Origin of the sequence: Streptomyces flavofungini (genome assembly GCF_030388665.1) — a bacterium.
Taxonomy (GTDB): domain Bacteria; phylum Actinomycetota; class Actinomycetes; order Streptomycetales; family Streptomycetaceae; genus Streptomyces; species Streptomyces flavofungini_A.
Map to the genome: position 1 here is coordinate 74700 of NZ_CP128847.1, position 23176 is coordinate 97875.

The following is a 23176-nucleotide window of genomic DNA, read 5'->3' on the forward strand; positions in this document are numbered from 1 at the left end:
TTGGAACGCCGCCCTTCCGGGAGTTGGAAGCGCTGACCTGCGATTTTCCAACCCGAGCAAGGGCTTGGCGATGGAGAGTGGCCGCGTCACTCGCAGCCCCGGCCGCTGACGCCTGCGAGGTTTGGCGCACCACCATCCGGTGGGGGAGCCCGACCAGCGGACCGTTTCAGGCGACGCAGGGGCACGCGATCGGCCGTCGTTGGAACATGGCCGGGACCGAGTTGGAATTCCACAACGTGGCCCCGTCGGTGCTGGAACTCCACCTGGAATTCCAGCACCGACGCGGACCCGCGCTCACCGGTCATGCCCGAGGACCGTCGCCCGGGGACCGCCACCCATGACCGACGGACGCTCGGCCGAGCCTTCCACGCCCCGGCTCTGCGACGGCCCGCTGAACACCCTCGCCAGCCCATACCCGATGGCATCGCACACGAGCGGGGGGGCAGTTCCCGCGCAGACAGTAAGCGGGCTCCGGTACCGGTTCTGAACTGCGGTGGTGAATGGGCGGGAACCGTCACTTACCACGGCGACAACCTCCGCCCGGCTCGGCTTACCACCAGGTCACGGGCACTTACCACGTCTGGCCGGGCCAGGAGTTATGCCCTTGTGACGGCTGCGGGCCTCCGGTGGCAAGCGGGGCGGTAAGAGCGCGGACGAAGAGTGACGGCACCACCTCTCTTCTGCACCTCGAGGAGCCGTCCATGTTCGCCTCCATCCCACGCCGGCCACGGCGCGGACCCCAGCAACACGAAGACCCACCCGGTGCGCCACGCACCCGGTCGCTGCCGGTACGCCGTACCCAACTGGTCCGAGTAGCGGTGTGGGTGGCGGTTGCCGCCGGGCCGCTCGCCCTGGTCGCGAGCTGCGCCCGCCCCGACGCGGTCGTGCGCACCCGCCCGGCACCGGTCACGCAGGCCGACACCACGAAGGAGCCCGTGACCGATCCGGGCGGCTACGCCGAGCTGGTCCTCGACGCGTGGCTGCGCGCCGGGTCCGGCGAGGAGAGCGCGGCCGCGCGGCAACTGCGCGCGATGGCGCCGTCCGTCCAGCCGCCGTCCTGGAGCAAGGAACCTCCGGTCGTCGAGCGTCTGACCGTGGTGCGCAGCGTGCGGCAGGGCAGTGCCGGATGGTCGGTCACGGTCGCCGCCCGGTTCAAGACGCCCGCTCCTCGCAGCAGTGGGGGAGAGGGCGCTGCGGCCGACCGGGCGGACGGCCTGCGGTACTTCGCGGTGCCGCTGCTCGTGAAGGACCACGGCGCCGCGCCCGGCTCGGTCCGGGGCTTCGTCGTGCCCGCCGCGCCGATGGAGGTGAGCGCGCCGCGCACGCTCGAGGAGCCCGACTCCCTGTTCGGCACCGAGGTGCCCGCCGAGTCGGACCTGGCGGTGACGGCCGGGGAGTTCCTGACCGCCTACCTGGGTGCGGCGGAGGGCGCCGACCGCTACCTCGCCCCCGGCACGTCGCTGCCCACCCTGCGCGGCTCTGCGCCGTTCGAGAAGGTCCGGGTCGAGGAAGTCCGCGCGCGACAGCAGACGGACGGCAAGGCCAGCACCGACGGCGCGGCCCGGCTGCAGGTTCAGATCACCGCCAGCGATGCCGACGGCGGGCAGTGGCCGCTGTCGTACGCGCTCAACCTCGCATCCCGCGACGGGCGGTGGGAGGTCCTCGCCCTTCAGTCCGGTCTGGAGGATGCCGCCGAGCAGAGCAAGCAGCACGCCAAGCGCTCCGCCTCCAATGCCGTGCGGCCGACCCCGGCTGTCGTACGCGCCTCCACCGTCAGCACGGCCTCCCAGGAGGGACAGCGATGAACACGATCACCCTCGCGATCGAGTTCGAGGACATCGGCAACAACCTCTTCGGCCTCGGCACCGGCTGGGCGACCAAGGCCCTGAAGCTGGGTCTGCTGCTCATTGTCGTCGTCACCGTCATCAGCAAGTTCAGCCTGAAGGCGGGCATCGGCGCCCTGATCGGACTGATCCTCGCCAACGGCATCTACGGCGCTCGGAATGACCTGTCCGAGTCCTTCACGGACTTCCTCATCAGCTCCCAAGGCTCACCGGCACAGCACGCCCCGCGGTACCCCGGCGCAGGACCGGACACGCAGGCCCCCGGGGCGGGCGGAGGCGGTGAACACGCATGAGCACCGCCACCGCCATGCGCATCGGACGCACGTACACCCGCGCCCGCCGTCACCCGTGGGTCATGGGAAAGATCGGCGACTGGACCCTGCCGCTGGGCCCCTACACCCCGGCGCAGCTGACGATCGCGGGCGTCGGCATCTTCGTTCTGATCAAAACGTTCTCGTGGTGGGCGCCCCTGGGGCCCGCTCCCGTGCTCGGGCTGGGGGTTGCCGTGTGGCTGGCCCGCGCCTCGCGCATGGGCGGCCGCTCCCCGCTGTGGGTCGCCTACGGCTGGGGGCAGCGCGCCCTGCAGCCCGCCGGCGGCCGGATGAACGGACGCGCCGTGCGCCCGGCCCGCCCGCGCGCCCTGTACGGCAGCTTCCTCATCGAGACCACGTCCGGTCCCGCGGCCGCCGAACCCGCCGCCCCACCTCGCACCCGGCCCCGCACGGCACCGAGCCCCGCGCCTACCGCCGGGCCGGGGACAACCAGGCCGCCGCGCCGCCGGATGTGGCAGCGCACGGCCCGGCCGGGCACGGCGATGCCCGTCGCGCGCCCGGCACCGACGCCGCTGCAGCAACTGCTGCGCGAGCAGCAGGAGGGACAGCGGTGACGCTCGCGATCCGGCACATCGTCGACAACATCGTGTGGACCAACGCGGGCACAGTGTGGGGCATCTGGACGGTCACGCCGCAGGGCTCGCGGTACATGGCCGAGCGTGCCCGCGAGGAGCTGCAGCACCGCATCACTTCCCTGGTCCGCTCGCTGCCGGGCGCGGCCCGCCTGTACGGGCTGTGCGCCCGCACTGATCCGGGGGAGGTCGTTGCGCGCACCATCGCCGGGATCGACTACCGCAGGCGGCCGCACTGGGCGGAGATCGCTGACGCGCAGCTGCGGCTGCTGGCCGGGGAGGACCTGGACTCTCCGGTGGAGATGCACCGGCGGACCCTGTGGCTGGCAGTGCCGCTGGAGGCGGGCGGGGCACGGGCAGAGGTATCCGCGGCGCTCGCCTCGGCCTGGGGCGAGCTGTCGGCGATGCTCGGCCTGCCCCCGGCCCCGGTACCCGCGCACGAAGTCGAGGACTACCAGCAGCGGGCCCGCCAGCTGGCGGCCGAGCTCGGCGGCGGCCTGGACCTGGTCCCGGCCCGCCCGGCCGAGATCGTGTGGATGCATCAGCACGCGCTCGCACGCGGCCTGGACGAGTCGCTGCTGGCCGAGTCCGAGCGCTCCAGCCTGCGGGGCAGCCGCGTGGTCAGCGGCGTCCTACGGGCCCCCTCCCACGCCGACCTCGGGCAGGTGCGGCTGCTGGAAGGCGGCCACGACGCAACCGATGCCGCCCCGGTGAAGGAGGCCGCCCGCCCGGGCGGCAGCACTACCCTCGGCAGCGCACGGCGTGGCCGACGGCGTACCCGACACCAGGCGGGCCGACGGTGGCTGCAGGTCGAATCCGAGGCTGGAACCTCCTATCAGGCGCACCTGGCGCTGGCGGAGATGCCGCGCCGGTTCACCTCCGCGAGCGGCGACTTCCTGGCGCACCTGGACCGTCTGTCTTTCGGCGTCGACTGGGTCGTCGACCTCAAGGTGGTCCCCACCGAGAAGGTGATCGAGGAAGTCAAGAAGAAGAAGCGCGATCTGGTCGACCAGGCCGAGCAGTACTCCGCGCAGCGCGCCACCGGCCTGCCCGAGGACATCCACGACGCCGCCGAGGACCTCGGCGACCTCGGGGCGCGCGCGTCGCGCACCAGCGTGGAGGTCGAGGTCCAGTCCGTGACCGTCATGACGGTGTGGGCCGACACCCCCGCCGAATGCGACCGCCGGGCCGGAGCCCTGCAGGCCCGCCTGAAGGGCGCCAACTACCGTCTGGTGCGCCCGGTCGGCGGCCAGGAGGAGCTATTCACCCTCACCCTGCCCGCCACGGCGACGCCGCCGGCCACCCGCCAGTACGTGCAGCACCAGCTCGGCGAGGACTGGGCCATGCACGGCGCGCTCACCGGCCACAGCTTCGGTGACCCCACCGGCGCGATGATCGGCTTCAGCCAGGACGTCGGCACCGTCACCCCCACCCTGCTGGACATCGCCAACGCGCCCACGCAGAACGCCTCCGCGTCCTTCGGGATCGCAGGCGACCTGGGCGGCGGCAAGAGCGTCCTGCTCAAGATGATCGCCTCCGCCATCGTCGACCGCGGCGGCCGCGCCATCGCCATCGACCGCACCAAGCGCCGCGAGTGGGCAGCCTTCGCGGCGAGCGCCGCACCCGGCCGCAGCCAGGTCGTGGACGCGGCGAAGGCGGAGCTGTCCATCGACCCCCTGCGCGTCTTCGCCGACCCGGCCGTCGGGGCACGGTACGCGCTCAGCTACCTCACCGTGCAGCTCGGCGTGGGGCCGATGACCGAGCACGGCGCGCTGCTGAAGGCAGCCGTCAAGCAAGCGGCCGCGGCCACCACGCCGTGCATGGCCGAAGTCCTCGTCGCTCTGGCGGAGATGGCGGCGGGGGAGGGGCCGCGTGCGCTGCGGGCCGCCTCGCTGGTGGAGTGGCTGCAGGTCGCCGCCGACGAGCCGCTCGCCGCGAGTGTCTTTGATCCCGACCTGCCGCCGCTGGACCTCTCCGCGGACGTTTCCAGCGACTTCGTGGTCATCACCACGAACGGGCTCACCCTGCCGCCCCGGGAGGCGGTGACCAACCCGGAGCTGATGCGCAATCAGCCCTTGGAGGCCCTCATCGGCCGCGCCGTGCTCTACCTGATCGCCGCCATAGCCCGCGAAACAGCGTTCACCGACCCCCGGTTCACGCTGATCCCGCTCGATGAGGCGTACTGGCTCACCTCCTCCGCCGAGGGGCAGGCCCTGTGCGACGAAGTCGTCTTCGACGGCCGCAAGCACGGCGCGGGCGTCGGCCTGGGCTGCCACGATGTCCGCGAACTCGGCACCTCCACCGGGCGCGGTCTGCTCGCCTACCGCTTCCTATCCCGCACCGCCGACCCGGTGCTCGCCGCCCGCGGCCTGGAGTGGCTCGGTCTGCCCGGTGACGACGAGGACCTCCTGCGCATCGTCACCACCGACCTGAGCCCGTTCGGAAAGGCCGAGCGAGCGGGGGAGTTCCTCGGCCGGGACCCGCGCATGCAGATCGGCCGCTTCAAGGCCCTGGTGCCCGACGTGGACCGCGTCTTGAACGCCATCTTCACCACCCCCGAGGACACCCGCCCGCCGGCCGGCCCCCAGCCCGAGCCCACCTCCACCTCTGCCGTCCTGTCTGTGCTGCCGACCGCCGGGGGCCCTGATGCCTGACACCTTCTCCACCGGCCCGCTGCGCCGCTGGGCCGTGACACTCACTGTGGTCCTGGCCGCGGTCACGGTCGTCAGCGCCGTGCTGCTGCTCCCGCACCTGCTGCTGCCCCGGATCGGCGACGCCTTCACCTCTCCTCCCGCGCACCGCTCCGCCCCACCGCGTCCCGCGGACGGCAGCGACGCCTGCCAGCTGGTCGCCGGCCCCGCGAAGTCCTTCTGCCAGCGCGGTGAGCAGGACACGGAAGTCGCGCCCACCCCGGGAGACCGTGCCGGGGTCAGTGTTACGAGCGCGATCCTGCTGGCCCCCGCCGTGCTCGGCGTCGCGGTGATCCTGGCCAGCCGCCGGAGCACGTCATGACGGCCGCCGACCGCCGCCGGTGGACGAGGGCCGGGACCGTCACCGCCCTGACCGCCCTGGTGCTGGTCCTCAGTACCGCCCCGTCCTTTGCTGACACCGGCGGCGGCTCCGGAGGCCTCCTCGCGCCGCTCGACGTCACCACCAGCGAGGGCGCGCCGCTGTCCCGCTACGAGCTGACGGCCAGCGACGACGGCCCGATCGCCACCGTCATGAAGTTCCTCCTCTCCGGGATGTTCGCGCTCTCCCGCACCATCGTCGGCTTCGACTGCTGGCTGGTCGACTGGGCCTACCGCTTCCCGGTCCTGGAGAAGATGGCCGGCCCCGCACAGAAGATCTCCGACGCCTACCAGCACGACATCATCGGACCGCTCGGCATGGCAGCAGCCTTCTTGGCCTGGGCCTTCACCTTCGGACTCATCCTGATCATGCGGGGAAGGGTGGCCCGCGGCGCAGGCGAGATCCTGCTGACCCTGCTCATCGCCGCATTCGCCGCGAGCACCCTCGTACGCCCCTCGATCCTGCTGGGCCACGACGGGCCGATCCAGCACACCCAGCGCGCCGCCCTGGAAGCCGCATCGATCACCGCCAACGGCGGCGACAAGACCAAGGGCGCCAGCCCGTGCGACCTCCTCAGCGGGCCCGCCCAGACCACCTGCCGCCAGAGCGAGAACTCCTCCTCCGGTGCGACGGCAGCAGAGAAGAAGCGTCAGCGCACGGCGGCATGCGCCTCGGTCACCGGTCCGGCCCGCGCCACCTGCATGCAGTCCGGACGGCCGCTGGCCGCCGCGGACGTGTCCAAGCCGATCACCCGCACGCTCACCGACACCCTCGTCGTGCAGCCCTACATGCTGCTGCAGTACGGCCGAGCCATCGACCAGGACAGCCCGCTCTACAAGACCCACAAACGCCTCATCAAGCCGCCCAAGGACAAGGAAGACCCCTGCAAATGGGTCTACGGGCCCGCCAAGGACCAATGCGACCAAGGCGAGGGCGAACACGGCGCCCAGCGCGAACTGGACAAGCAGGGCAAGGAAGGCAAAGCCGCCGCCGACTATATGGAGACGGCCACCTGGGAGCGCCTCCTGGGCGCCTTGCTCGTCCTCCTCGTCGTCATCATCATCTCCGTCGTCATCCTGGCGATGGTCATGGCCCTGTTCGTCGCCCAGTTCGGCTGTGTGATCGCCGCCGTGTGCACCGGAGTCGTGTTCGCCTGGGCCCTGCTGCCCGGCCCCAACCGCTACGCGCTGTGGAAGTGGGTCGGCGTCTATGCCTCCGCGTGCATCGTGCTGTTCGGCGTCGCGATCTTCATCCCCCTGTTCGGTGTCGCCGCCCGGGCCCTGCTCGCCGACAACTCCACCCCGATGATGGAGCGGCTACTGACCCTCGTCGGCCTCGCCGTCACCGCACTGGCCGGGCACCGCATCATGCTGCGCAAGGGCACCGGCGTCGGGCGCCGCTTCGCCGAACGAATGCGCTACGCCCGCGTCGGCGGCAGCCACATGATGGGCGACCACGCGGCCGCCACCGCGTCCGCGATGTCCTCCCTCGGGTACAGCGGCGGCATCGGCAGTTCACCCGCACACCAGTCCTTCCTCAGCCGCCATGCCGGACTCTCCCTCGGCCTGCGGGCCCTGGGCGATTCCACGGGCCTGCCCGGACACCCCGGCGCTGTCCTGGCCGAGGCCGGAGCTGAAGGCCGCCGCGCCCTGGCCCCTCTGGCCCTCGGCGCGCGTACCGCGCACGCCGCCCTGATCGGCCCGTCCCACAAGGGGAAGCACCCGCACCCTGGGGCGGCACCGGCCGGCGCGCAGGCGCCGGGCGGCGAGCACCCCTCCACACCGACGGTCATCGACGGCCGTACCGGACGCATCATCAGCCGCGGCAGCCCGCCATCCGGCTTCACGCCCTTCGGCACGCGCCTCGAGGCCGGTCTCAAACGCACCCGCGGCGGCCGCGTCCTGGTCGGCACGACCAAGGCGGCCTACTACTCCACCGTGGGCCTGCCCGCCACCTGGACCCGGATCCGCCGCGCGAAGAGCACCCTGACCAGCGACCTGCACCAGGAACTCGGCCGCCAGCGCGCCCACTACGCCGACACCGCCAGCCAGTGGGCCCTCGACACCTACGACGGCCTGCGCGGCGGAACCACCCGCGGACACCGCCCCGACGACACCTCGGCTCCCGCCCCGCTGTTCGACCCCACCACCTACTCCGCGCCGTACCACGAGCCCGATTACGGAGGGCCGGACTACGGGGAGCGCGGCTACGCCGAACCGCCGGTCGTCAGCGAACCCCACACCGACCCGGTTCGCCCGAGCAGCTCCCGCGACGGCGCCGACGACCTCCACGCCGCCCTCGAGTGGCTGCACTCCAGGGACGAAGAGCAGCCCCGACGCCGCGACGGCGCCGCGGACGAGGTCGGGCCGGGCACACCGCCCCTCAACTTCCGCCCCCGACCTGACGAAGACGGGGGAGAGGGCCGGTGAAGACGAAGCTCGGCTGTGCCACCCTGCTCCTGGTCGTGCTCGCTGCCCCGGTCCTGCTCGTCCTGGTCGTCGCGGCCCGCGAACCCGCCGCACCACCGATGGAGACCGTCGGCAAGGTCTCCGGCATCCCGCAGCGGATGCTCGCCGCCTACCAGAACGCCGCCACCCGCCTGCCCGACGAGGTCCCCAAGTGCAAGGGCATGCGTTGGCCGATCCTGGCCGGCATCGCCAAGATCGAGTCCAACCACGCCGGCGGCCGCAAGATCGCCGCGACCGGTGACATCACGCCCCGCATCCTCGGTGTCCTCCTCAACGGCTCCGGCGCCGGAGGCAACACGACTACCTTCAACGACACCGACAACGGCCGGTGGGACGGGACCAGTTCAGGGGAGCGAGCGGTGGGCCCCTTCCAGTTCCTGCCCTCGACCTGGGAGACCAACGGCCGCGACGCCAACGACGACGGCGAGACCAACCCCCACAACGCCGACGATGCCGCCCTCGGCGCCGCCGTCTACCTGTGCGGCAACGGCCGCAACCTCGCCGACCGCTCCCAGCTCAAGAGCGCGATCTTCCAGTACAACCGCTCCGACGCCTACGTCGCCGACGTAACGTCGTGGATCGACCGCTACAGCCAGCTCGGCAACGGCACCATCCGCATCGGCCAGGGCGTCACGGGCGATGCCCGCACCGTCATCAACGCCGCCCTCGAGGAGAAGGGCACCCCCTACTCCTGGGGCGGCGGCACCGCCAACGGGCCCAGCCGCGGACACTGCTGCTCCCCGAGCGGCAAGTCCGGCGCCAACATCACCGGCTACGACTGCTCGGGCCTGACCACCTACGCCTACGCCCAGGTCGGCATCAGCCTGCCGCGCACCGCCGCCGCCCAGGCCCAGCGCGGCAAACGCATCCCCGCCAGCCGCGGCATCGGCGCACTGCGCCCCGGCGACCTCGTGTTCTTCGGCTACGGCAGCGACAGCACCATCTACCACGTCGGCATCTACCTCGGCGACGGACAGATGATCAACGCCGCCCGTCCCGGAACCAAGGTCCGCACCGAACCCATCTGGGACCACGGATACGCCGGAGGAACCCGCCTACTGTGAACGCAATTCCCTATTGTAGGGCCGCATTTGAGTTGGCCTTTTCTCATCGTTCTGTCCTCGATGTGTCCGTTTGGGCAGAGAAGCGCCCGGTCATCCTCGCGGTCCTGGCGCCAGTGCAACTCACCTCTGTTCGCGGCGAGTCCAGTAGGCGAAGAGCGCTGCGGCGAGCACAACGCCAACCACAGCCCCGATCCCGAAACCAGCGAGGCCGCCCCAGACGGGACCAGCCACGTCCGGATCATGATCCCCCCGAAGGATGGCCCCGTAGAACGTCGGGCCCCCGGCTGTGAGCACGCCGAAGACCAGCATGGGTACGCCCGCAAGAGGGTCGCCGTTGCGGTTGCCGCGCACGGCCGAGATCAGCACTGCCGCCGCTGTGGCCGTGGCCAGGGTGACAGCCGCGTAGTACGGGTCGTACAGATCCATCAAGTCCCCCGGGCGTCGTGGGTTGCGAATGCGGACCCAAGGTATGGGGCTGCACCGACAACCAGGACTGATCCATTCCCGTGCCCCGTCAGGAAGTGGACACAGGAAGGTCAAGAACCTACACCTATGCAGATTCCGATTTTGGCGTCCCAGAGGAGGACGAGGCCATGCTGACCTCCATCACGAGGCGCCTGCGCCAGCTCATGCAGCAGATCCGCACACACCACCTTCAGACGCGCAGGCTGACCCGGCATCACATCACCGCCGCCGAGATCCCGGTCCTGGTAGACGCTGCTGGCCACGCCCCGTTCGCCGCACACGACGTGACCCACGCCCTGCGCGGTATCGCCACAACCCTCCGCGAACACCCCGAGCTCTCGTCCGCTGACGCCCTCAACGAGATCGCCGACCAGTGGGACATGGGCGCCCTCACCGCGCTCAACGGCCGGGCTGACGGGAAGAACAAGGACGAGGTGTGAGGCCCTCACCCGCTGTAGATCGACCGGACAAAGCCGCCAAGTGGCCGTTCCTGGCAGCTGCCGCCTGCGTCCTGATCGGCATCGTCCTGCTGCTCCCCGCCGAGGGCCCGCAAGGCTCCCCGCGGGAGTCGGCCGCCTCCACGAACTCGGCGCCCCCACCCGAGCCGGTGGATTCCCGCCGGAAGGCCTCGGCCGCCGCCGACATTCCAGTCCCGGGAGACGGCCCTGGCGGTGACCACGCCGTCCAGCGGCTCTTGGAGCGCTCCTCGCCTGCTGACCTTCCCCGTCGGACCGAGAAGCACCTCGTGTCCCTGGCCTCACGTGCCTGGACCGCCGAGCTCACCGGCGCCGAACGCTCCCAGTGGCCCGGATATTTCTCCGGACAGGCGCTGCGGGCCCCCTACCGCGACGTACGGATCCAGGCCGGGATCGCCCGGTCCGTCGACGGCCGCTCCGATCGTGCCCGTGTCCGGCTCGTCTGGGCGGGAACTGACCCCGCGGGAGAAGCCCAGGACGGCCGTCCCGCCCAAGTCCTGCTGGCCCGCCACAACTCCAGATGGGAACCACTACGCTGACCACCGCCTAGAGATGAGAGCGGGAGCTCACGACTGCCCCTCCCGGGCTAGGGGAGTGGCTCCGTGCCGTCCTGCTCGCCGTCTGCCGGGGCCGAACCGACGTTGAGGCCAACGAGGCGGGCGGTCGGATCAGTGGCGGCGCGGCCGGCACCCACTGTCTTACTGGATGGGGGCCGAGAGGGCTCGGTGGCTGCCTTGGGAATGGCCATGTGGGCGAGGGCGGACCGGAAGACGGACACGTTCTTGGTGCTCATCTCGTAGCCGATGGCCTTTTGCCAGCTTGGCTTCTGCGGGTCGTACACCACCTTGATGGGCGCCGCGGTGCCCTGCGGCCACCAGCCCGAGCGTACGCCGCGCGGGATCGCGCGGGACAGCGCGACGGTGGGGCCGTTGAGCTTGCCGATGACCCTGCGGAGTTTCTCGGCGTCGGCGTAGCCGTCGGCCACGACCAGCTCGGCAAACCGGCGGGCGCCGGCGGGAAGTGAACGGATGTACTTTTCGGCCCTCTCGACGGTCCACTCGGTGTCCGCCGTGACGGTCAGCTCGTGGTGGTGCGCGGCGAGCAGTTTGAGCAACTTCCTCTCGAACTCCTCACTCGCGCCTTCGATGATGATTCTCATGAAGCCTTCCGACGGAAACTTGCCCGGTTCTACGGGTTCTGCATGGAAAGTATGTCCCGCCCAGGAACGCTAGGCCCCCGGGGGCCCGTTGAATCGCTCCGCGCTGACCGCGAACTGGGGAAGGAGGATAGAGTGCATGGACTTCCGACCGGTCGCGCGCACCACGGGAGCGCTTGCTTCGGTCGGCGAGCACGCATGGGGCTGTGTCCAGTGGCAGGGGCCCGGGTCAGGACGGGGGCGAGCTGGCGAGTGCGAGCGCGGCTTCTTGTGCGGAATGATCAGTTACCTGGGCCGACGGCATGACATGCCCGGCCAGCGTCCCGCCCGGCAGGGCTGACCTGCCGCGTCACGCGGCGGAATCGTCATCGAGCGCCAGCTCAGCAACCCACATCTGGGCGGCGGTGAGGTTCGGCGCGGTGCCGACCGCCTGGTAGGTGAAGTTGTCCCATTCCTCCAGGACCCGTGGCTCGTCGGGTCGGAGGTGGCCGGCGCCTCCGTGCACGGGCCGGTGGCGGCGGTAGATGTCCATCGGCGGCCGGCGCCGCTTGTCGTACGCGGCGAGCGGGTCGTCGGTGTTCATGCGCGGGACGGCGCGGGAGGGCTGGTTCGGGGGTCCGGGACGGGAGTGCTTGCCCATGTGTTCGATGCTCTCAGGCCGCGATCGTTGTCGGGCAGGCGGCGGCGAGTTCCTTCGCCCTCGTGCACACCTCATCGACGGCGGCGGTCTTGTACGGGCGGGCCGCCTCGAGCAGGGTGTTGAGCCGGGAAGCGACGAGGGTGGAGTCGATGCGGGCGGCGTCGTCGAGCGCCTGGTGGGCCGCGGTGGCGCCGCGCTCGGCCTCGCCCTCGTCGAACAGGGCGGCGGCCAGACCGACGTGGTCCATGACGCGGACGCGGTCGAAGCCGGGTTTTCTCAGCGTGAGGGCGTCCTCGAAGTGGGTGCTCGCGGGCCGCCTGCTCCGGCCGAGTCCGGCGAGGTCGCGGGCGGAGACCGCGCGGGCCCCGGCGTGTTCGGCCGCGTCGAAGTACGCCACCCACTCGGGGATGTCGTCGCCGAGCCCGTCCGCCAGGAGCTCGTCGGCATCACCAAGGTGCCGCTCGGCCTGCTGCCCGTCGCCGAGTGCCGCGTGCACCCGCCCTGTCTGCGAGGCGACCAGCGCCTTCGTCGCGGGCAGCGTGGCCTTCTTCGCGGCGATGCCGAGCAGGCCGAGGGCATCGGTCGGGTGCCCCAGATAGATCATCTGGTGGGACATGCGGGTGACGATCTCCACCCCGCGGTCGCGCTGCCCGGCCTCGCCAGCGGCGTACGTGCCGTAGCTCCACAGGCGCTGGGCGATGCCGTAGCGGGCGGCGTCATGGCTGACCCATCCCGCGAGCGCCGCCAGGTTGGCGGTCGCCGCGAACGCCCGCCTTTTCAGCTTCGGCGGGACGCCGTCCTGGCGAGCCTCGGCCGCTGCGCCCCGCAGTGGCCGAGGTCTGGTGCTGCGGTTCTCGGGTCAGGGCAGGGTCTTGATCCAGTCGGTGATGACGTCGACGTACTGCTGTGCCATCGGCTCGTGCATGGTGTGCGGGGCGTCGAGCGGGGTGAAGGTGACCGGCTGGCCGGTGGACTCCATCAGGCGGCGGGCCTGAACGGCCTGGATGTCGGTCATCGCACCCATGAGCTGCCCGGTGTCGGGGTCGGTCATGTGGAAGTGGTGAGTGAGCAGCACCGGGGTCTTCACCTGGGCGAGCATCGTGGCGTGATCGACTCCGGCGTTGGCAGTGTCGGTGGCCCACGCCTGGCCCCATTCGGGGTCGTACTCCTTCAGGTGCTGAACCGGGGTCGGGGACGCGCCGGCCTCGGGGTCGCCGTCGCCCATCATGAAGCCGATGCCCGGGTGCAGAAAGGCGGGCAGCTCCTCGGGGGCGGCCTTGACCATGCCGCTCCAGTCCCCGATCGACCACTGTGGGCCCAGCCACTTGGCCCACAGCGCGAAGATCGGCCCGAGCGTCTGCATCATCCCGGGCCCGTACGGCGGGGCGGCCTGGGAGGAGAACAGCGGCGGGTCCTCCAGGATCGCGCCGCGGACTAGGCCGGGCTTGCCGTAGGCGGCCACATAAGCGGTGATGATCCCGCCGGAGGAGTTCCCGGCCACGATCGCGGGACGCTGGATGACCAGGTCGATGAACCGCTCGACGTCGGCACCCCAGGTGCCCAGGTTGTAGCGGCCCGGGGTCCAGGTGGTGCGTCCCTGGCCGCGCAGGTCGATCGCGAACACCTGGAACTGCGAGCTGAGCAGCCCGATCGCTTCCTCATAGCCCCACCAGGACTCGCCCTGGGCGGGGATCAGCAGCAGCGCGGGGGCGCTGGGGTCGCCCTCGGCGACGTAGTTCATGCGGATCTCGCCCAGGTCCACCAGCTGCTCGGTGAAACGGTGCGGGACGAAGGTGTCGGCGCGGTCGGCCGCCTCGGAAATACCCATGGTCGTACTCCTTGCACGCGCGGCAGGTAGCCCAGGGTCATGAGTGGCTACCAGCTGTGATTCTTGCTGCGAGCCGCCCGATCAGCGACCCAGCCCGACCGTAGGACGGATTGAGGACGGTCACTGTCCTCAATCCCAGCCAAGCCGGTCACTCACGCTGCGGGGAGAAGCACCTGGCTGTTCGAATCTGCGAGTCCGACGCGCGCTGTCGAAACTGGTGAACATCTGCTGCCGAAACTCGTGAACAGAACCAGTCAGTGCGTGAAACGCATCATGGCCGCGAATACGGGGGAGTCGGGGAAGGGCTGCTGCTCGCCGATCTTCTCGTATCCCCACCGCTCGTAGACGGCCTGGACCTTCCCGTCGCCCGCTCGTGGATTGACCAGCAGGGTCACCCGCTGTTCGCCGCGGCCTTTCAGCAGGTCTTCATGGAGCTGGTGGGCGATGCCGGTTCCACGCCATTTGCGGCGTACGACGATTTCGTTCAGGGCGAGGGTGCGGGTGCCGTCCTCGTCGGTGTATCCCTCGGGCAGGGGTGTGGTCATCGCTGTCCACCAGCGGGTGCTGGGGCCCAGCGGGGTGCAGTAGGCGAAGCCGACGGGTTCGCCGGCCGCGTAGCCGACGATGGCTTCCCAGCCCGGTGCTGAGCTGTGTCCGGACAGCCGCTGGTTGAACCGGGCTGCGCTGTAGAAGTCACCGACGAGTCCGAAGTCGCGCTGGCGCACCTCGATATGGATGTCCACGAGGGTCTGCCGGATCTCTTCTACATCGCGATAATGGCGCAGCTCGACGCTCACGTGGATAGGCCCTTCTGTCGGACGTGGTCGGCCCATGCTCGGGCCGCGGGCTCGTCAGGCGCAAGATCGGCAAGGCGTGCGGTGAAGACCCGCATGAGTCCTCCGGTGCGCCCGCGCCAGGCATCTGGGGGGATGCGCCATGCGGAGTCGACGGCGGCTTCGAGCGCCTCTTGTTCGAGTTGTGCTCGGGCCAGGTGAGCGAGGGCCAGCGAGCGGTTGCGCAATAGGTCCGGCCGTAGCAGTGCGAGGTTGTGGTGGGCGTGGGCTTCGGAGGCGGCCCAGCCGCCGAGGGCTGCGTGGGCGATGAGTGCGAGGAGCTCCAGTTCCGCTTGGTCGTAGAACCGCATCCACGGCGGTCGCGGGGCCTGTGGGTCGGCGCGGGTGAGGGCGTCTTGGGCGCATCCGAGGCTGCGCTTGACGGAGTTGTGGTCGCGCAGGTCTCCGTGGTGGACGGCGGTGCGGGCGTGGGCGAGTGAGGCGTAGAGCGGGTCGCGGCGGACGGTGCTGGTGGAGCGGGCGGCGTCGTCGGCGGCCAGGGCGTCGGTGTAGCGGCCGAGGTGGCGGTAGAGGGCTCCTGCGTGGCCCCAGACGCGGAACTGGATCGCGGGGTCGGCGGAGAGGCCGGCGAGGGTGACGGCCTTCTGCATGTGCTGTTGCGCGGCGTTCAGGCGGTGGCCGTCGATGGCGGCCCACATGGCAGAGGAGGCGAACGCGGCGGCCAGGGAGTACAGGTGCCCGCGCACCCGGGAGGTGGCGGTGCCGCGCTGTTGCAGGGCCAGGGTCTGGCGTGCGAGCTGGCTCGCGCGAGTTTCGACGGACTCGGTGCCTCCGTGCCGGTCGTCGGACGCCACGACGGCACCGAGTTTCGCGGTGAGCCGCTGCACATCGCTCATGCCCACACGGGAGCGCGACGCTCCGGCGACGGCGGGAGCGGCCGCGGCGAGTGCCCCTCCGGCGGCGGCGGTGACGAAGCGGCGGCGGTGCACGGACGGGTCCTCCTTGCTACGGCCGGTGTGCCGGTCAGGGACGACGAAACCTAATGCCGCCGGGGTTCGTCCGGTGACGGCCTGGAGCGCGGTCCGCTGGACGGACTGCGGCCATCTGGTCTCGCCCGAGCGCCACTTGTGCACGGTCCGCTCGGTGATCAGCCCTTGGCGGCCGGTCAGTTCCCGGATGAAGTCGTTGAGGACATCCACTAACTCGCGGGTGGTCATCTTGAACTCAGACATCCAGTGGACCAGGGCCTCGTTGCGCCTGCGCTCCATGCACCCACCGTAGATCCGGAGCCCCGCCCTCTATTGGTAAAGAGAAAGTCAACTCGACAGGGTGTGTGCACGTCGGACGGAGCCGTTTCGACATAGCCGACCCAGGTGCCACGGCAGTTAGGTACCGCGTAGGGCGCCGCACGCGAAAGAGGCGGCCGCGGCTCCCTGTCAGGGCTGTCCTTGAGCGAGACCACGACCCCGAGGCGGCTCCTGAGGCTCTGGGGCGGGAAGGTCTCGCGCCACATCCGAGAAGAGGGAGAACGAGATGGAAGTGTCCAAGTCCGACAGCACTCTGAACCACAAGCCTGCCCTGGTGGAGGCGCCTGCGGGGCTCACCCGGATCGTCGCGCCCGCGCGCGTCGTCCTGATCGAGGATGTCGAGGACGAAGGGCCCTGACCCCGCCCGTGTAGTCCTGCGCGGCCTGCGGTGCCGGGGGCGATCTCCGGCACCGCAGGCGTCTCGGAAGGTGGTGACTCATGTTGCTTCACGTATATGTCGGGCCGTCCCTGGGCCGGGATGCTCCCGTGCTCGCTGATCCGCGGATCAGGGTCCGTCCGCCGCTGCGCCACGGCGACCTCTTCGATCCCGCGATCGCGGACACCGACACGGTGGTCGTCCTGGACGGGGCGTGGCATCAGACCCCGGCCGTACGTCACAAGGAACTGCTGGCGTTGCTGGCCCGGGGGGTGCGGGTCATCGGCGGCGCGTCGCTCGGGGCGATCCGGGCGGCTGAGCTGCAGCAGTTCGGGATGGTGGGTGTGGGAGCGGTCTTCCGCGCGTATCTGAGCGGCGACATCGACGGTGACGACGAGGTGGCCGTCGGCCAGGCACCCGACGGCGATCTGAGGGCGCTGACCTGGCCCGTGGTGAACCTGCGCCATGTGCTCAGACGCGCCGCGCACGAAGGCGTCGTCACGGCGAGGGCTGCGGAGGACCTGCTGACGGCGCTGTGTGCCGTGTACTACCCGCAGCGCACGATGGCCGCGGTCCGCGCCGTCTGCCGCGCCCACCAAGCGGGCCGGTTCGCGGACTGGCTCGACGACCGGCGGGCTGCCGACCCGTACTTCGGGGACATCAAGCGCGCCGACGCCCTGGAGGCCCTTGAGGCAGGCCTCGACGAACACCTGCCCCGCCTTCAGCCCCGCCCGGTGGCGGAGAGCGGCTACTACCGGCGGTGGGCCAACCACGCCGTGGCCTCCGTGGTCGACGGCCAGCGGCTGCAGGCCGCCGTGCGGGTGGCGTACCAGGCCTTCTTCGACCCGTTCTTCCCCCAGGTGTGGAACGACCTCCTTGAACACCTCTCCCGGCACCCGGCGGACGGCGGGGCGGGTGTGCCGCTGCCACAACGGGTGAAGGCCGCTACGGGTGGTGGTGGCGTGCCCGCTCATGTGCTCTTCCGTCCTGTGCCGGACCTGCGTGATGAGGGCGCCCGCGCGCGGCTGCTGAGGGATGAGACAGCCGCGGACCGAGCCGCGATCGTCCGCTACCAGGCTATCCGCGAGGCCGCACGGCACGACGTGCCCGGATTCTCCGACGAGGCCGTCGACGACAGTGTGGCCCGACGGTCGCTGTTTCGCCTGTGGGACACCACGCCGGATCTGCTCGAAGACGCGGCCGCCGCGCGGGGCTTTCGCAGCGGCGAGGACGCCATCGGGTCGCTGAAATGGTTCATCCCCGGCCTCGTGCACGACCAGGAGCAGCGACAGGAGCGAGCCGATGTCCGGTGAACCGGTGGTGCTGGACGGCACCGTACGCGCCCGCAGCCCGGAGCAGACCTGGGCACTCCTGGAACCCTCGCTGCCCCGGTACGGGATCACCCGGGTCGCCCGGCTGACCGGCCTGGACACCCTGGGCCTGCCCGTGTTCACCGCGATCAGGCCCGCCGCGCAATCTCTGACCGCCACCCAGGGCAAGGGCGCCACCGACACCCTGGCCCGCATCTCGGCCGTCATGGAAGGCATCGAGCTTTGGCACGCCGAACAGCCCCGCACCGCCCACACCCGCGCGGCCGCCCGCGAGCTGACCCTGCCTTATCCGCTCGCTGCGCTGCCGATGAAGGTACCCACCTACGGGTGGGCACTCGACGAGGTCCTCCTGGAGTGGACGTACGGGGCCGGGCTGACCAGCGGGCGCAAGGTGGAGGTGCCGGTCAGCGTCGTGCGACGCCAGGCACAGCCCTCCCTGTGGGAGCCGGATCTGTTCCGGGTGACGAGCACCGGCCTGGCCTGCGGCAACACCCGCGACGAGGCACTGCTGCACGCCATGTACGAAGTCATCGAACGAGACGCTCTGTTCGCCGATGAGAGCGCGCACGGCACCTACCGCACGCTCATCGATCCGGCCACGGTCGACGACCTGTACTGCCTGCGCCTGCTCGGCCAGTTACGGGAAGCGGGGGCGAGCGTCGAGCTCGCGGTCGTCGACAACTCCTTCGTGATGCCGGTCTGCCTCGCCTACCTGTGGTCGCCCGACTACCCCGCCACATTCGCCGGCTCCGGGTGCCACCTGCAACCGCGCATCGCGCTCGCACGCGCGATCACCGAGGCAGTGCAATCCCGCCTGACTCACATCGTCGGCACCCGCGACGACCTGCCCGCCCACAACGACCTCTTCGACACCGAGCCGCCCGGCCTGGACGGCACCTCGCAGAGGCCGTACGCGCCGTGGAACCTGTGGCCCACCCGCCAAGGCCTCCCCGCAGACCTCGCGGGCCAGGCCACGCACGTCGCCCGCCGCATCACCCATGTCACCGGGCACGAACCGGTGGCAGTCGACCTGTCCGAACCCGCGGATCCGGTGGCGGCCGTCAAGGTCATCTGCCCGGGGACGCACTCACGACGACGCCGGGCGGTACCCCGATGATCACCGACCAGCACGACAACATCCGCCACCTGCAGGACGCCTACGACGCCGTGCACACCGCGCGAGCCGCCACCCGCCTCGTCGACAGCCTCTACGCCCAGGCGATGGGCGACGCCTACCCGGTCGAGGTCGCACCCACCAGCTCCTGCGACTGGCCCCTGCTGGGCACGCTCACCGGCACCCTGCGCATGGGCCCGGGCAAGGTCCTGGCCGACCTCGGGTGCGGGACCGGCGGAGTCGGACTCTGGCTCGCGCGCGCCCTGGCCGTCCGGCTGATCGGCATCGACATCTCCCCGGCCGCCGTGCGCCTGGCCACCGCGCGCGCACCCGCTTTCGTCCCCCAGGGCCAAGCCGAATTCCGCACCGGAACCCTCACCGCAACCGGACTGCCCGACCGACACGTCGACACCGTCATCTGCATCGACGCCCTCTCCCGTACCGGCGAGCGCCCAACGGCCCTGCGCGAGCTGCACCGCATCCTGCGCCCCGGCGGCCGCGCCGTCATCACCCGCTCCGTACACCGCGAGACCCGAGGCCCCCTCACCGTGCAGGAGGAAGCGGCCGGATTCGCCGTCGAGCGCGTCGACGTGAGACCGGCAGAACCCCACATGTGGGGCCGCCTGTACGGACTCTGGCTCTCCCACGAGAACGAACTACGGGACGAAGTCGGCGACCGGGAGACTGAGCGCATGCTCGCCGAAGCCCGCCGACAACTCCCACGCCTGCCCGGCCGCAGCGCCCTCGTGCTGACCCTGCGCCGACCAGCGGACGAACAGCCCACCCGAGCCGGTACGCTCCCCACGATCGTCGGGCACGAGAAGGAGCCAGAGTGAGGACTGCCGTTCTGTCGGCCGGGTCATGGGGCACCACCTACGCCACGGTGCTCGCGGACGCCGGGAACGACGTCGTGATCCACGCTCGGCGCGAGGATGTCGCAGACGCGATCAACTCCCGCCACGAGAACCCCGACTACCTCCCCGGCATCACCCTGCCGAGTGGGCTGAAGGCCACCACCGACCCGGCCGCCGCACTCGCTGGGGCAGACGTCGCCGTGATCTCCATCCCTGCGCAGACACTGCGCGCCAACCTCACCGCGTGGGCACCGCTCATCGGCCCCGACACGGTGATCGTGAGCCTCATGAAGGGCATCGAGACCAGCACCGGGCTCCGCATGAGCGAACTCATCACCCAGGTCACGGACCTGCCGATGGACCGCGTCGCGGTGCTCTCCGGGCCGAACCTGGCCCGTGAGATCGCCGCACGCCAGCCCGCGGCCTCGGTCATCGCGTGCGTGGACGAAAAGGTCGCCGAGCGACTTCAGAAGGCCTCCCTGACCTCGTACTTCCGGCCGTACACCAACACCGACGTCGTGGGCTGCGAGCTCGGCGGTGCCGTGAAGAACGTCATCGCACTGGCGACCGGCCTTTCCAGCGGGCTGGGGCTGGGGGACAACGCGACCGCTCTGCTCATGACCCGGGGCCTGGCGGAAACCGCCCGCCTGGGGCAGGTCCTCGGAGCCGACCCGATCACCCTCTCCGGGTTGGCCGGCATCGGCGACCTCGTCGCCACCTGTTCGTCGCCGCTGTCCCGCAACCGCACCTTCGGCGAACACCTCGGCCAGGGCATGACCGTGCGCGAGGCGACAGCAGCCACATCACAGACCGCCGAGGGCGTGAAGTCGGCCGCTGCCCTGCTCACGCTGGCCCGTCGTCACGGTGTGGAAATGCCGATCACCGAGGTCGTCGTCGACGTCATCGACGGCCGGTGCACCGCCCGCGAGGCCGCCGACGCGCTGATGACCCGCACCCCCAAGGCCGAGCGCTACGGAATCTGATCATTCGCCGGTTGAGCAGCTCCGATTCGACAGCGGCGCAGGGCACTGCCGTGTCAGCGAACCCATGAGAGCGAATCTTCGGCACACCCCTGTAGCGGTTCGTACAGGGAGCTACAGTAGTGGTATGGCGAAGAAGCAGATCAACGTCCGGGTAGATGAAGAGGTGTACCTGGGTATCGAAGAACGCGCGGCCGCCGCAGGCATGGACGTCAACGAGTACGCCCGCCAGCTCCTTGCTGATGAGGCCAACGACCTTCGCCACCGCTTCCTCGTCGCCGCGGACCATTTCGCGGGCGAGTGGGCCGACCACTTTGACGACCGCTTCGGCCACGACGGCCACGGCGCCGCCCCGGCCCGAAAGGACGACCGCGCCGCGTGATCGTCCACATCGACCGGGCCTGGCTCCTTGACCTGGCCCACCGCACCCTGCCCGGGGACCCGGAAGTGACCGACTTCGGCAGCCTGCAAGCCGCCGTCGCCCGGCACACCGACAAGGTGATGGACGTCTACGTCTACACCGAGCCGCACCACCGGGCGGCAGCCCTCATGCACCAGCTGGTGCGCGTGCCCGCCCTGGAGCGGCGGAACAAACTCTTCGCCGCCGTTGTCGCTGCTTCCTACCTCAGCGCATCGGGCCTGTTCGTCACCGCCAGCCCCAAGGCGGCCGCCGACCTGGCCGAGCGCATCGACCGCGACGCCCTCGACGTGCGCAGCGCCGCTGCAGAGATCCGCACCTGGACACGGAACTGACAGCCGGTCGGCCGCCACGGACCGGATGACCTGGCACTCCAGCCCGCAGGGCTAGTCACATGTGCACAGGGCAACTTGTCGACTCCCGACATCCAATGTGACCTGTTTCGCCCCGAGTTATGAACGATAACTTCTGGTAGTAGCTGGGAACATCGCTGGCATATGCGTAACCTCATGGCTACTGAATGCGCATCAGCGCAGTTCGGCCAGGCCCAAACAAGAGGGCGTTGACGGGGCACGCTTGTGCACCGTCTGCCTCCGCGAGAAACGGGAGAGAATGTGACACGCCACCCCCATATTCGCCACCGTACTCTCCTGGCCGCTGCCGGAGCCCTCGCCACGCTCGGCCTGCTGACCGCCTGCAGCGACTCCAGCAACGGGACTGCGTCCACGAAGCCGTCCCGAACGGCCACTCCGTCGAAGGCGCCGAACACACCCACCGCGGAACCGCGAAATCCCGACAAGAAGGCCGCGCTCGCGGTGTACGACTCGTTCCTGCGCGAGCAAGCGAAGGCGTACCGCAAGGCCTCCGCCAAGGGGACCGACCTAGACAAGTACGCGAGTCTGGACGCGTTGAGCAAGGTCGAACTCGATCTGGCCAGCATGAAAAAGGCTGGGACCGTCGTCCGGGGCGAACTCGGCCACGACCCAGCAGCGGAGCTGGACGAGAAGGCCGAGACGCCGACGGCCACCATCAAAGACTGCATCGACCTGTCGAAGTACCGGATGTACGACACCAAGGCGAAGAAGGTGAAGCCGCTGCCGTCCGAGCAGCCGTTGAAGTACATCACGACGGCAAAGGTCGAGCGCTGGGACGGCGGCCGCTGGATGGTGACCGACATCAACCCGCAAGGCGGGGCGGAATGCTGAAGCGCGCTGCCGTGGCCGCGGTCGTCCTCGTAGCCGGCGCCGTACCCCTCGCCTACGCCGAGGGCAAGAAGAGCAGCGGCCTGTGCGACGGCGCCGTGATGTGGGTCAAGGTCTGCGCCGAGCAGCGCGTCCGCCAACCTGGCGCTGGCACCGACGGGGGTGGGGGCGGGGGTGCGAAGAGTGCGGCGAATGGTGGGAAGTCGGCTCCGAAGTGCACCTACAAGAAGGTCGTTCCGCAGCCTCCGGCGAACAACCTGGCGATGAAGGACGGCAAACGCCGAGGCGGCAAGGGAGCGGTCTACCGGGTGGTGTGCCCGGAGACCATGCGTGTGGGGACGGTGTGGATCCCGGAGGGCGGCGGTGCTCCGGACGTTCCGGCCATCGATCCGGAGGTCGTGGCGCGGCGTGCCGTGGACCAGATGAAGCTGGCCGGCCCTGACATCGCGAGTCCGCGCGCTGGTGGGAAGTACGTGGTCGGGGTGCCGATGTGGCTGTGGGTGCGTCAGTCGCCGACCACGTTCGGGCCGAACACGGCGACCGCGACGGCCGGCGGGGTGACGGTGACCGCGACCGCGAAGGTGAAGAAGATCGTGTGGCGGATGGGGGACGGCGGCACCGAGACCTGTGCCGGTCCGGGCACGCCTTACAAGGAGTCGTACGGCATGCGGGAGTCGCCGACCTGCGGACACCGCTACACCAAGACCTCGGCGAAGGCTGCGGGCGGCAGGTTCGCGCTGACGGCCACCTCGACCTGGTCGATCGACTGGCAGGTCACCGGCGGTGGCGGTGAAGCAGGGGAGCTGACCGAGATCCGCCAGAGCCAGGCTCAGGTGGCGGTCGGTGAAGTGCAGGTCGTCGGATAGCCCTTCCGAAAGGGAACGAA

At 70.5% G+C, this 23176-nt stretch carries 25 protein-coding genes; 18 read left to right on the forward strand and 7 right to left on the reverse strand.

What is annotated here, in order from left to right; all coding sequences use genetic code 11:
• The first annotated feature begins 824 nt into the window (after nucleotides 1-824).
• From QUY26_RS39970 to QUY26_RS40000, 7 genes are read left to right on the forward strand one after another with little or no spacing between them, the layout of a single operon-like run.
• Nucleotides 825-1805: a conjugal transfer protein gene (locus QUY26_RS39970; protein WP_289956837.1), complete on the forward strand. Its 981-nt coding sequence runs from the start codon at nucleotides 825-827 to the stop codon at nucleotides 1803-1805.
• A complete protein-coding gene (locus tag QUY26_RS39975) occupies nucleotides 1802-2137 on the forward strand; it encodes a hypothetical protein (RefSeq protein WP_289956839.1) in 336 nt (111 codons plus the stop codon). The genes QUY26_RS39970 and QUY26_RS39975 overlap by 4 nt, the downstream gene beginning before the upstream one ends.
• Nucleotides 2134-2730 carry a hypothetical protein gene (locus tag QUY26_RS39980; RefSeq protein WP_289956842.1) on the forward strand — a complete coding sequence of 199 codons (597 nt, stop codon included), beginning with the start codon at nucleotides 2134-2136 and terminating at the stop codon, nucleotides 2728-2730. The genes QUY26_RS39975 and QUY26_RS39980 overlap by 4 nt, the downstream gene beginning before the upstream one ends.
• Nucleotides 2727-5402 (forward strand): ATP-binding protein, encoded by a 2676-nt coding sequence (locus QUY26_RS39985; protein ID WP_289956844.1) that lies wholly within the window; start codon nucleotides 2727-2729, stop codon nucleotides 5400-5402. Before QUY26_RS39980 ends, QUY26_RS39985 begins: the two co-directional genes overlap by 4 nt.
• Nucleotides 5395-5760 (forward strand): hypothetical protein, encoded by a 366-nt coding sequence (locus tag QUY26_RS39990; protein WP_289956846.1) that lies wholly within the window; start codon nucleotides 5395-5397, stop codon nucleotides 5758-5760. The genes QUY26_RS39985 and QUY26_RS39990 overlap by 8 nt, the downstream gene beginning before the upstream one ends.
• Complete coding sequence (locus tag QUY26_RS39995) at nucleotides 5757-8246, forward strand: hypothetical protein (RefSeq protein WP_289956541.1); 2490 nt, start codon at nucleotides 5757-5759, stop codon at nucleotides 8244-8246. The genes QUY26_RS39990 and QUY26_RS39995 overlap by 4 nt, the downstream gene beginning before the upstream one ends.
• A complete protein-coding gene (locus tag QUY26_RS40000; protein WP_289956543.1) occupies nucleotides 8243-9349 on the forward strand; it encodes an NlpC/P60 family protein in 1107 nt (368 codons plus the stop codon). The genes QUY26_RS39995 and QUY26_RS40000 overlap by 4 nt, the downstream gene beginning before the upstream one ends.
• 120 nt (nucleotides 9350-9469) lie before the next feature.
• Here QUY26_RS40000 and QUY26_RS40005 read toward each other — a convergent pair whose 3' ends face one another.
• Nucleotides 9470-9775, reverse strand: a complete 306-nt coding sequence (locus QUY26_RS40005; RefSeq protein ID WP_289956545.1) for a hypothetical protein — start codon at nucleotides 9773-9775, stop codon at nucleotides 9470-9472.
• 167 nt (nucleotides 9776-9942) lie between these two features.
• Here QUY26_RS40005 and QUY26_RS40010 point away from each other — a divergent pair, with 167 nt between their 5' ends.
• Both QUY26_RS40010 and QUY26_RS40015 read left to right on the forward strand, forming a co-directional pair.
• Nucleotides 9943-10254, forward strand: a complete 312-nt coding sequence (locus tag QUY26_RS40010) for a hypothetical protein (protein WP_289956547.1) — start codon at nucleotides 9943-9945, stop codon at nucleotides 10252-10254.
• Nucleotides 10251-10829, forward strand: coding sequence for a hypothetical protein (locus QUY26_RS40015; protein WP_289956552.1), 579 nt, complete (start codon nucleotides 10251-10253; stop codon nucleotides 10827-10829). The genes QUY26_RS40010 and QUY26_RS40015 overlap by 4 nt, the downstream gene beginning before the upstream one ends.
• A gap of 47 nt (nucleotides 10830-10876) precedes the next feature.
• On the opposite strand, the gene QUY26_RS40020 is transcribed toward QUY26_RS40015, so the two are convergent.
• The 6 genes from QUY26_RS40020 to QUY26_RS40045 form a co-directional block, all read right to left on the reverse strand.
• Nucleotides 10877-11449: a hypothetical protein gene (locus QUY26_RS40020; RefSeq protein WP_289956554.1), complete on the reverse strand. Its 573-nt coding sequence runs from the start codon at nucleotides 11447-11449 to the stop codon at nucleotides 10877-10879.
• Between the two features lie 346 nt (nucleotides 11450-11795).
• A complete protein-coding gene (locus tag QUY26_RS40025; RefSeq protein WP_289956556.1) occupies nucleotides 11796-12086 on the reverse strand; it encodes a DUF6087 family protein in 291 nt (96 codons plus the stop codon).
• Nucleotides 12087-12099: 13 nt separating this feature from the next.
• On the reverse strand, nucleotides 12100-12702 hold the full coding sequence (locus QUY26_RS40030; protein ID WP_289956557.1) for a hypothetical protein: 603 nt from the start codon (nucleotides 12700-12702) through the stop codon (nucleotides 12100-12102).
• A 243-nt stretch (nucleotides 12703-12945) separates the two neighbouring features.
• Nucleotides 12946-13914 (reverse strand): alpha/beta hydrolase, encoded by a 969-nt coding sequence (locus tag QUY26_RS40035; RefSeq protein ID WP_289956559.1) that lies wholly within the window; start codon nucleotides 13912-13914, stop codon nucleotides 12946-12948.
• Nucleotides 13915-14168: 254 nt separating this feature from the next.
• The gene (locus tag QUY26_RS40040; RefSeq protein ID WP_289956561.1) at nucleotides 14169-14711 is read right to left on the reverse strand and encodes a GNAT family N-acetyltransferase; all 543 of its coding nucleotides are present in this window, start codon (nucleotides 14709-14711) and stop codon (nucleotides 14169-14171) included.
• The gene (locus tag QUY26_RS40045; protein ID WP_289956562.1) at nucleotides 14708-15976 is read right to left on the reverse strand and encodes a Tat pathway signal protein; all 1269 of its coding nucleotides are present in this window, start codon (nucleotides 15974-15976) and stop codon (nucleotides 14708-14710) included. Before QUY26_RS40045 ends, QUY26_RS40040 begins: the two co-directional genes overlap by 4 nt.
• A gap of 265 nt (nucleotides 15977-16241) precedes the next feature.
• Here QUY26_RS40045 and QUY26_RS40050 point away from each other — a divergent pair, with 265 nt between their 5' ends.
• The 9 genes from QUY26_RS40050 (at nucleotide 16242) to QUY26_RS40090 (ending at nucleotide 23156) form a co-directional block, all read left to right on the forward strand.
• Entirely contained in the window at nucleotides 16242-16373 is a 132-nt protein-coding gene (locus tag QUY26_RS40050; protein WP_289956564.1) for a hypothetical protein, read from the forward strand.
• An 80-nt stretch (nucleotides 16374-16453) separates the two neighbouring features.
• A complete protein-coding gene (locus QUY26_RS40055) occupies nucleotides 16454-17704 on the forward strand; it encodes a TfuA-like protein (protein ID WP_289956566.1) in 1251 nt (416 codons plus the stop codon).
• Nucleotides 17694-18839, forward strand: coding sequence for a YcaO-like family protein (locus QUY26_RS40060; RefSeq protein ID WP_289956568.1), 1146 nt, complete (start codon nucleotides 17694-17696; stop codon nucleotides 18837-18839). The genes QUY26_RS40055 and QUY26_RS40060 overlap by 11 nt, the downstream gene beginning before the upstream one ends.
• Nucleotides 18836-19672, forward strand: coding sequence for a class I SAM-dependent methyltransferase (locus QUY26_RS40065; RefSeq protein WP_289956570.1), 837 nt, complete (start codon nucleotides 18836-18838; stop codon nucleotides 19670-19672). The genes QUY26_RS40060 and QUY26_RS40065 overlap by 4 nt, the downstream gene beginning before the upstream one ends.
• Nucleotides 19669-20673 carry an NAD(P)H-dependent glycerol-3-phosphate dehydrogenase gene (locus tag QUY26_RS40070; protein ID WP_289956572.1) on the forward strand — a complete coding sequence of 335 codons (1005 nt, stop codon included), beginning with the start codon at nucleotides 19669-19671 and terminating at the stop codon, nucleotides 20671-20673. The genes QUY26_RS40065 and QUY26_RS40070 overlap by 4 nt, the downstream gene beginning before the upstream one ends.
• Nucleotides 20674-20797: 124 nt before the next feature.
• Nucleotides 20798-21052, forward strand: coding sequence for a plasmid mobilization protein (locus QUY26_RS40075; RefSeq protein WP_289956574.1), 255 nt, complete (start codon nucleotides 20798-20800; stop codon nucleotides 21050-21052).
• Nucleotides 21049-21423, forward strand: coding sequence for a fic family toxin-antitoxin system, toxin component (locus tag QUY26_RS40080; RefSeq protein ID WP_289956577.1), 375 nt, complete (start codon nucleotides 21049-21051; stop codon nucleotides 21421-21423). The genes QUY26_RS40075 and QUY26_RS40080 overlap by 4 nt, the downstream gene beginning before the upstream one ends.
• 279 nt (nucleotides 21424-21702) lie before the next feature.
• Complete coding sequence (locus QUY26_RS40085) at nucleotides 21703-22293, forward strand: hypothetical protein (RefSeq protein WP_289956578.1); 591 nt, start codon at nucleotides 21703-21705, stop codon at nucleotides 22291-22293.
• Entirely contained in the window at nucleotides 22287-23156 is an 870-nt protein-coding gene (locus QUY26_RS40090) for an ATP/GTP-binding protein (protein ID WP_289956580.1), read from the forward strand. The genes QUY26_RS40085 and QUY26_RS40090 overlap by 7 nt, the downstream gene beginning before the upstream one ends.
• The last annotated feature ends 20 nt before the right edge of the window (nucleotides 23157-23176 follow it).

Excerpts from the sequence above, each read along its gene's own strand:
- QUY26_RS39990 (WP_289956846.1), top strand. The coding sequence starts at position 5,395 with ATGCCTGACACCTTCTCCACCGGCCCGCTGCGCCGCTGGGCCGTGACA.
- QUY26_RS40075 (WP_289956574.1), top strand. The coding sequence starts at position 20,798 with ATGGCGAAGAAGCAGATCAACGTCCGGGTAGATGAAGAGGTGTACCTG.
- QUY26_RS40065 (WP_289956570.1), top strand. The coding sequence starts at position 18,836 with ATGATCACCGACCAGCACGACAACATCCGCCACCTGCAGGACGCCTAC.
- QUY26_RS39980 (WP_289956842.1), top strand. The coding sequence starts at position 2,134 with ATGAGCACCGCCACCGCCATGCGCATCGGACGCACGTACACCCGCGCC.
- QUY26_RS39975 (WP_289956839.1), top strand. The coding sequence starts at position 1,802 with ATGAACACGATCACCCTCGCGATCGAGTTCGAGGACATCGGCAACAAC.
- QUY26_RS40025 (WP_289956556.1), bottom strand. The coding sequence starts at position 12,086 with ATGGGCAAGCACTCCCGTCCCGGACCCCCGAACCAGCCCTCCCGCGCC.
- QUY26_RS40005 (WP_289956545.1), bottom strand. The coding sequence starts at position 9,775 with ATGGATCTGTACGACCCGTACTACGCGGCTGTCACCCTGGCCACGGCC.
- QUY26_RS40035 (WP_289956559.1), bottom strand. The coding sequence starts at position 13,914 with ATGGGTATTTCCGAGGCGGCCGACCGCGCCGACACCTTCGTCCCGCAC.
- QUY26_RS40060 (WP_289956568.1), top strand. The coding sequence starts at position 17,694 with ATGTCCGGTGAACCGGTGGTGCTGGACGGCACCGTACGCGCCCGCAGC.
- QUY26_RS40020 (WP_289956554.1), bottom strand. The coding sequence starts at position 11,449 with ATGAGAATCATCATCGAAGGCGCGAGTGAGGAGTTCGAGAGGAAGTTG.
- QUY26_RS40055 (WP_289956566.1), top strand. The coding sequence starts at position 16,454 with ATGTTGCTTCACGTATATGTCGGGCCGTCCCTGGGCCGGGATGCTCCC.
- QUY26_RS40045 (WP_289956562.1), bottom strand. The coding sequence starts at position 15,976 with ATGGAGCGCAGGCGCAACGAGGCCCTGGTCCACTGGATGTCTGAGTTC.
- QUY26_RS40010 (WP_289956547.1), top strand. The coding sequence starts at position 9,943 with ATGCTGACCTCCATCACGAGGCGCCTGCGCCAGCTCATGCAGCAGATC.
- QUY26_RS40090 (WP_289956580.1), top strand. The coding sequence starts at position 22,287 with ATGCTGAAGCGCGCTGCCGTGGCCGCGGTCGTCCTCGTAGCCGGCGCC.
- QUY26_RS40030 (WP_289956557.1), bottom strand. The coding sequence starts at position 12,702 with ATGTCCCACCAGATGATCTATCTGGGGCACCCGACCGATGCCCTCGGC.
- QUY26_RS39995 (WP_289956541.1), top strand. The coding sequence starts at position 5,757 with ATGACGGCCGCCGACCGCCGCCGGTGGACGAGGGCCGGGACCGTCACC.
- QUY26_RS40050 (WP_289956564.1), top strand. The coding sequence starts at position 16,242 with ATGGAAGTGTCCAAGTCCGACAGCACTCTGAACCACAAGCCTGCCCTG.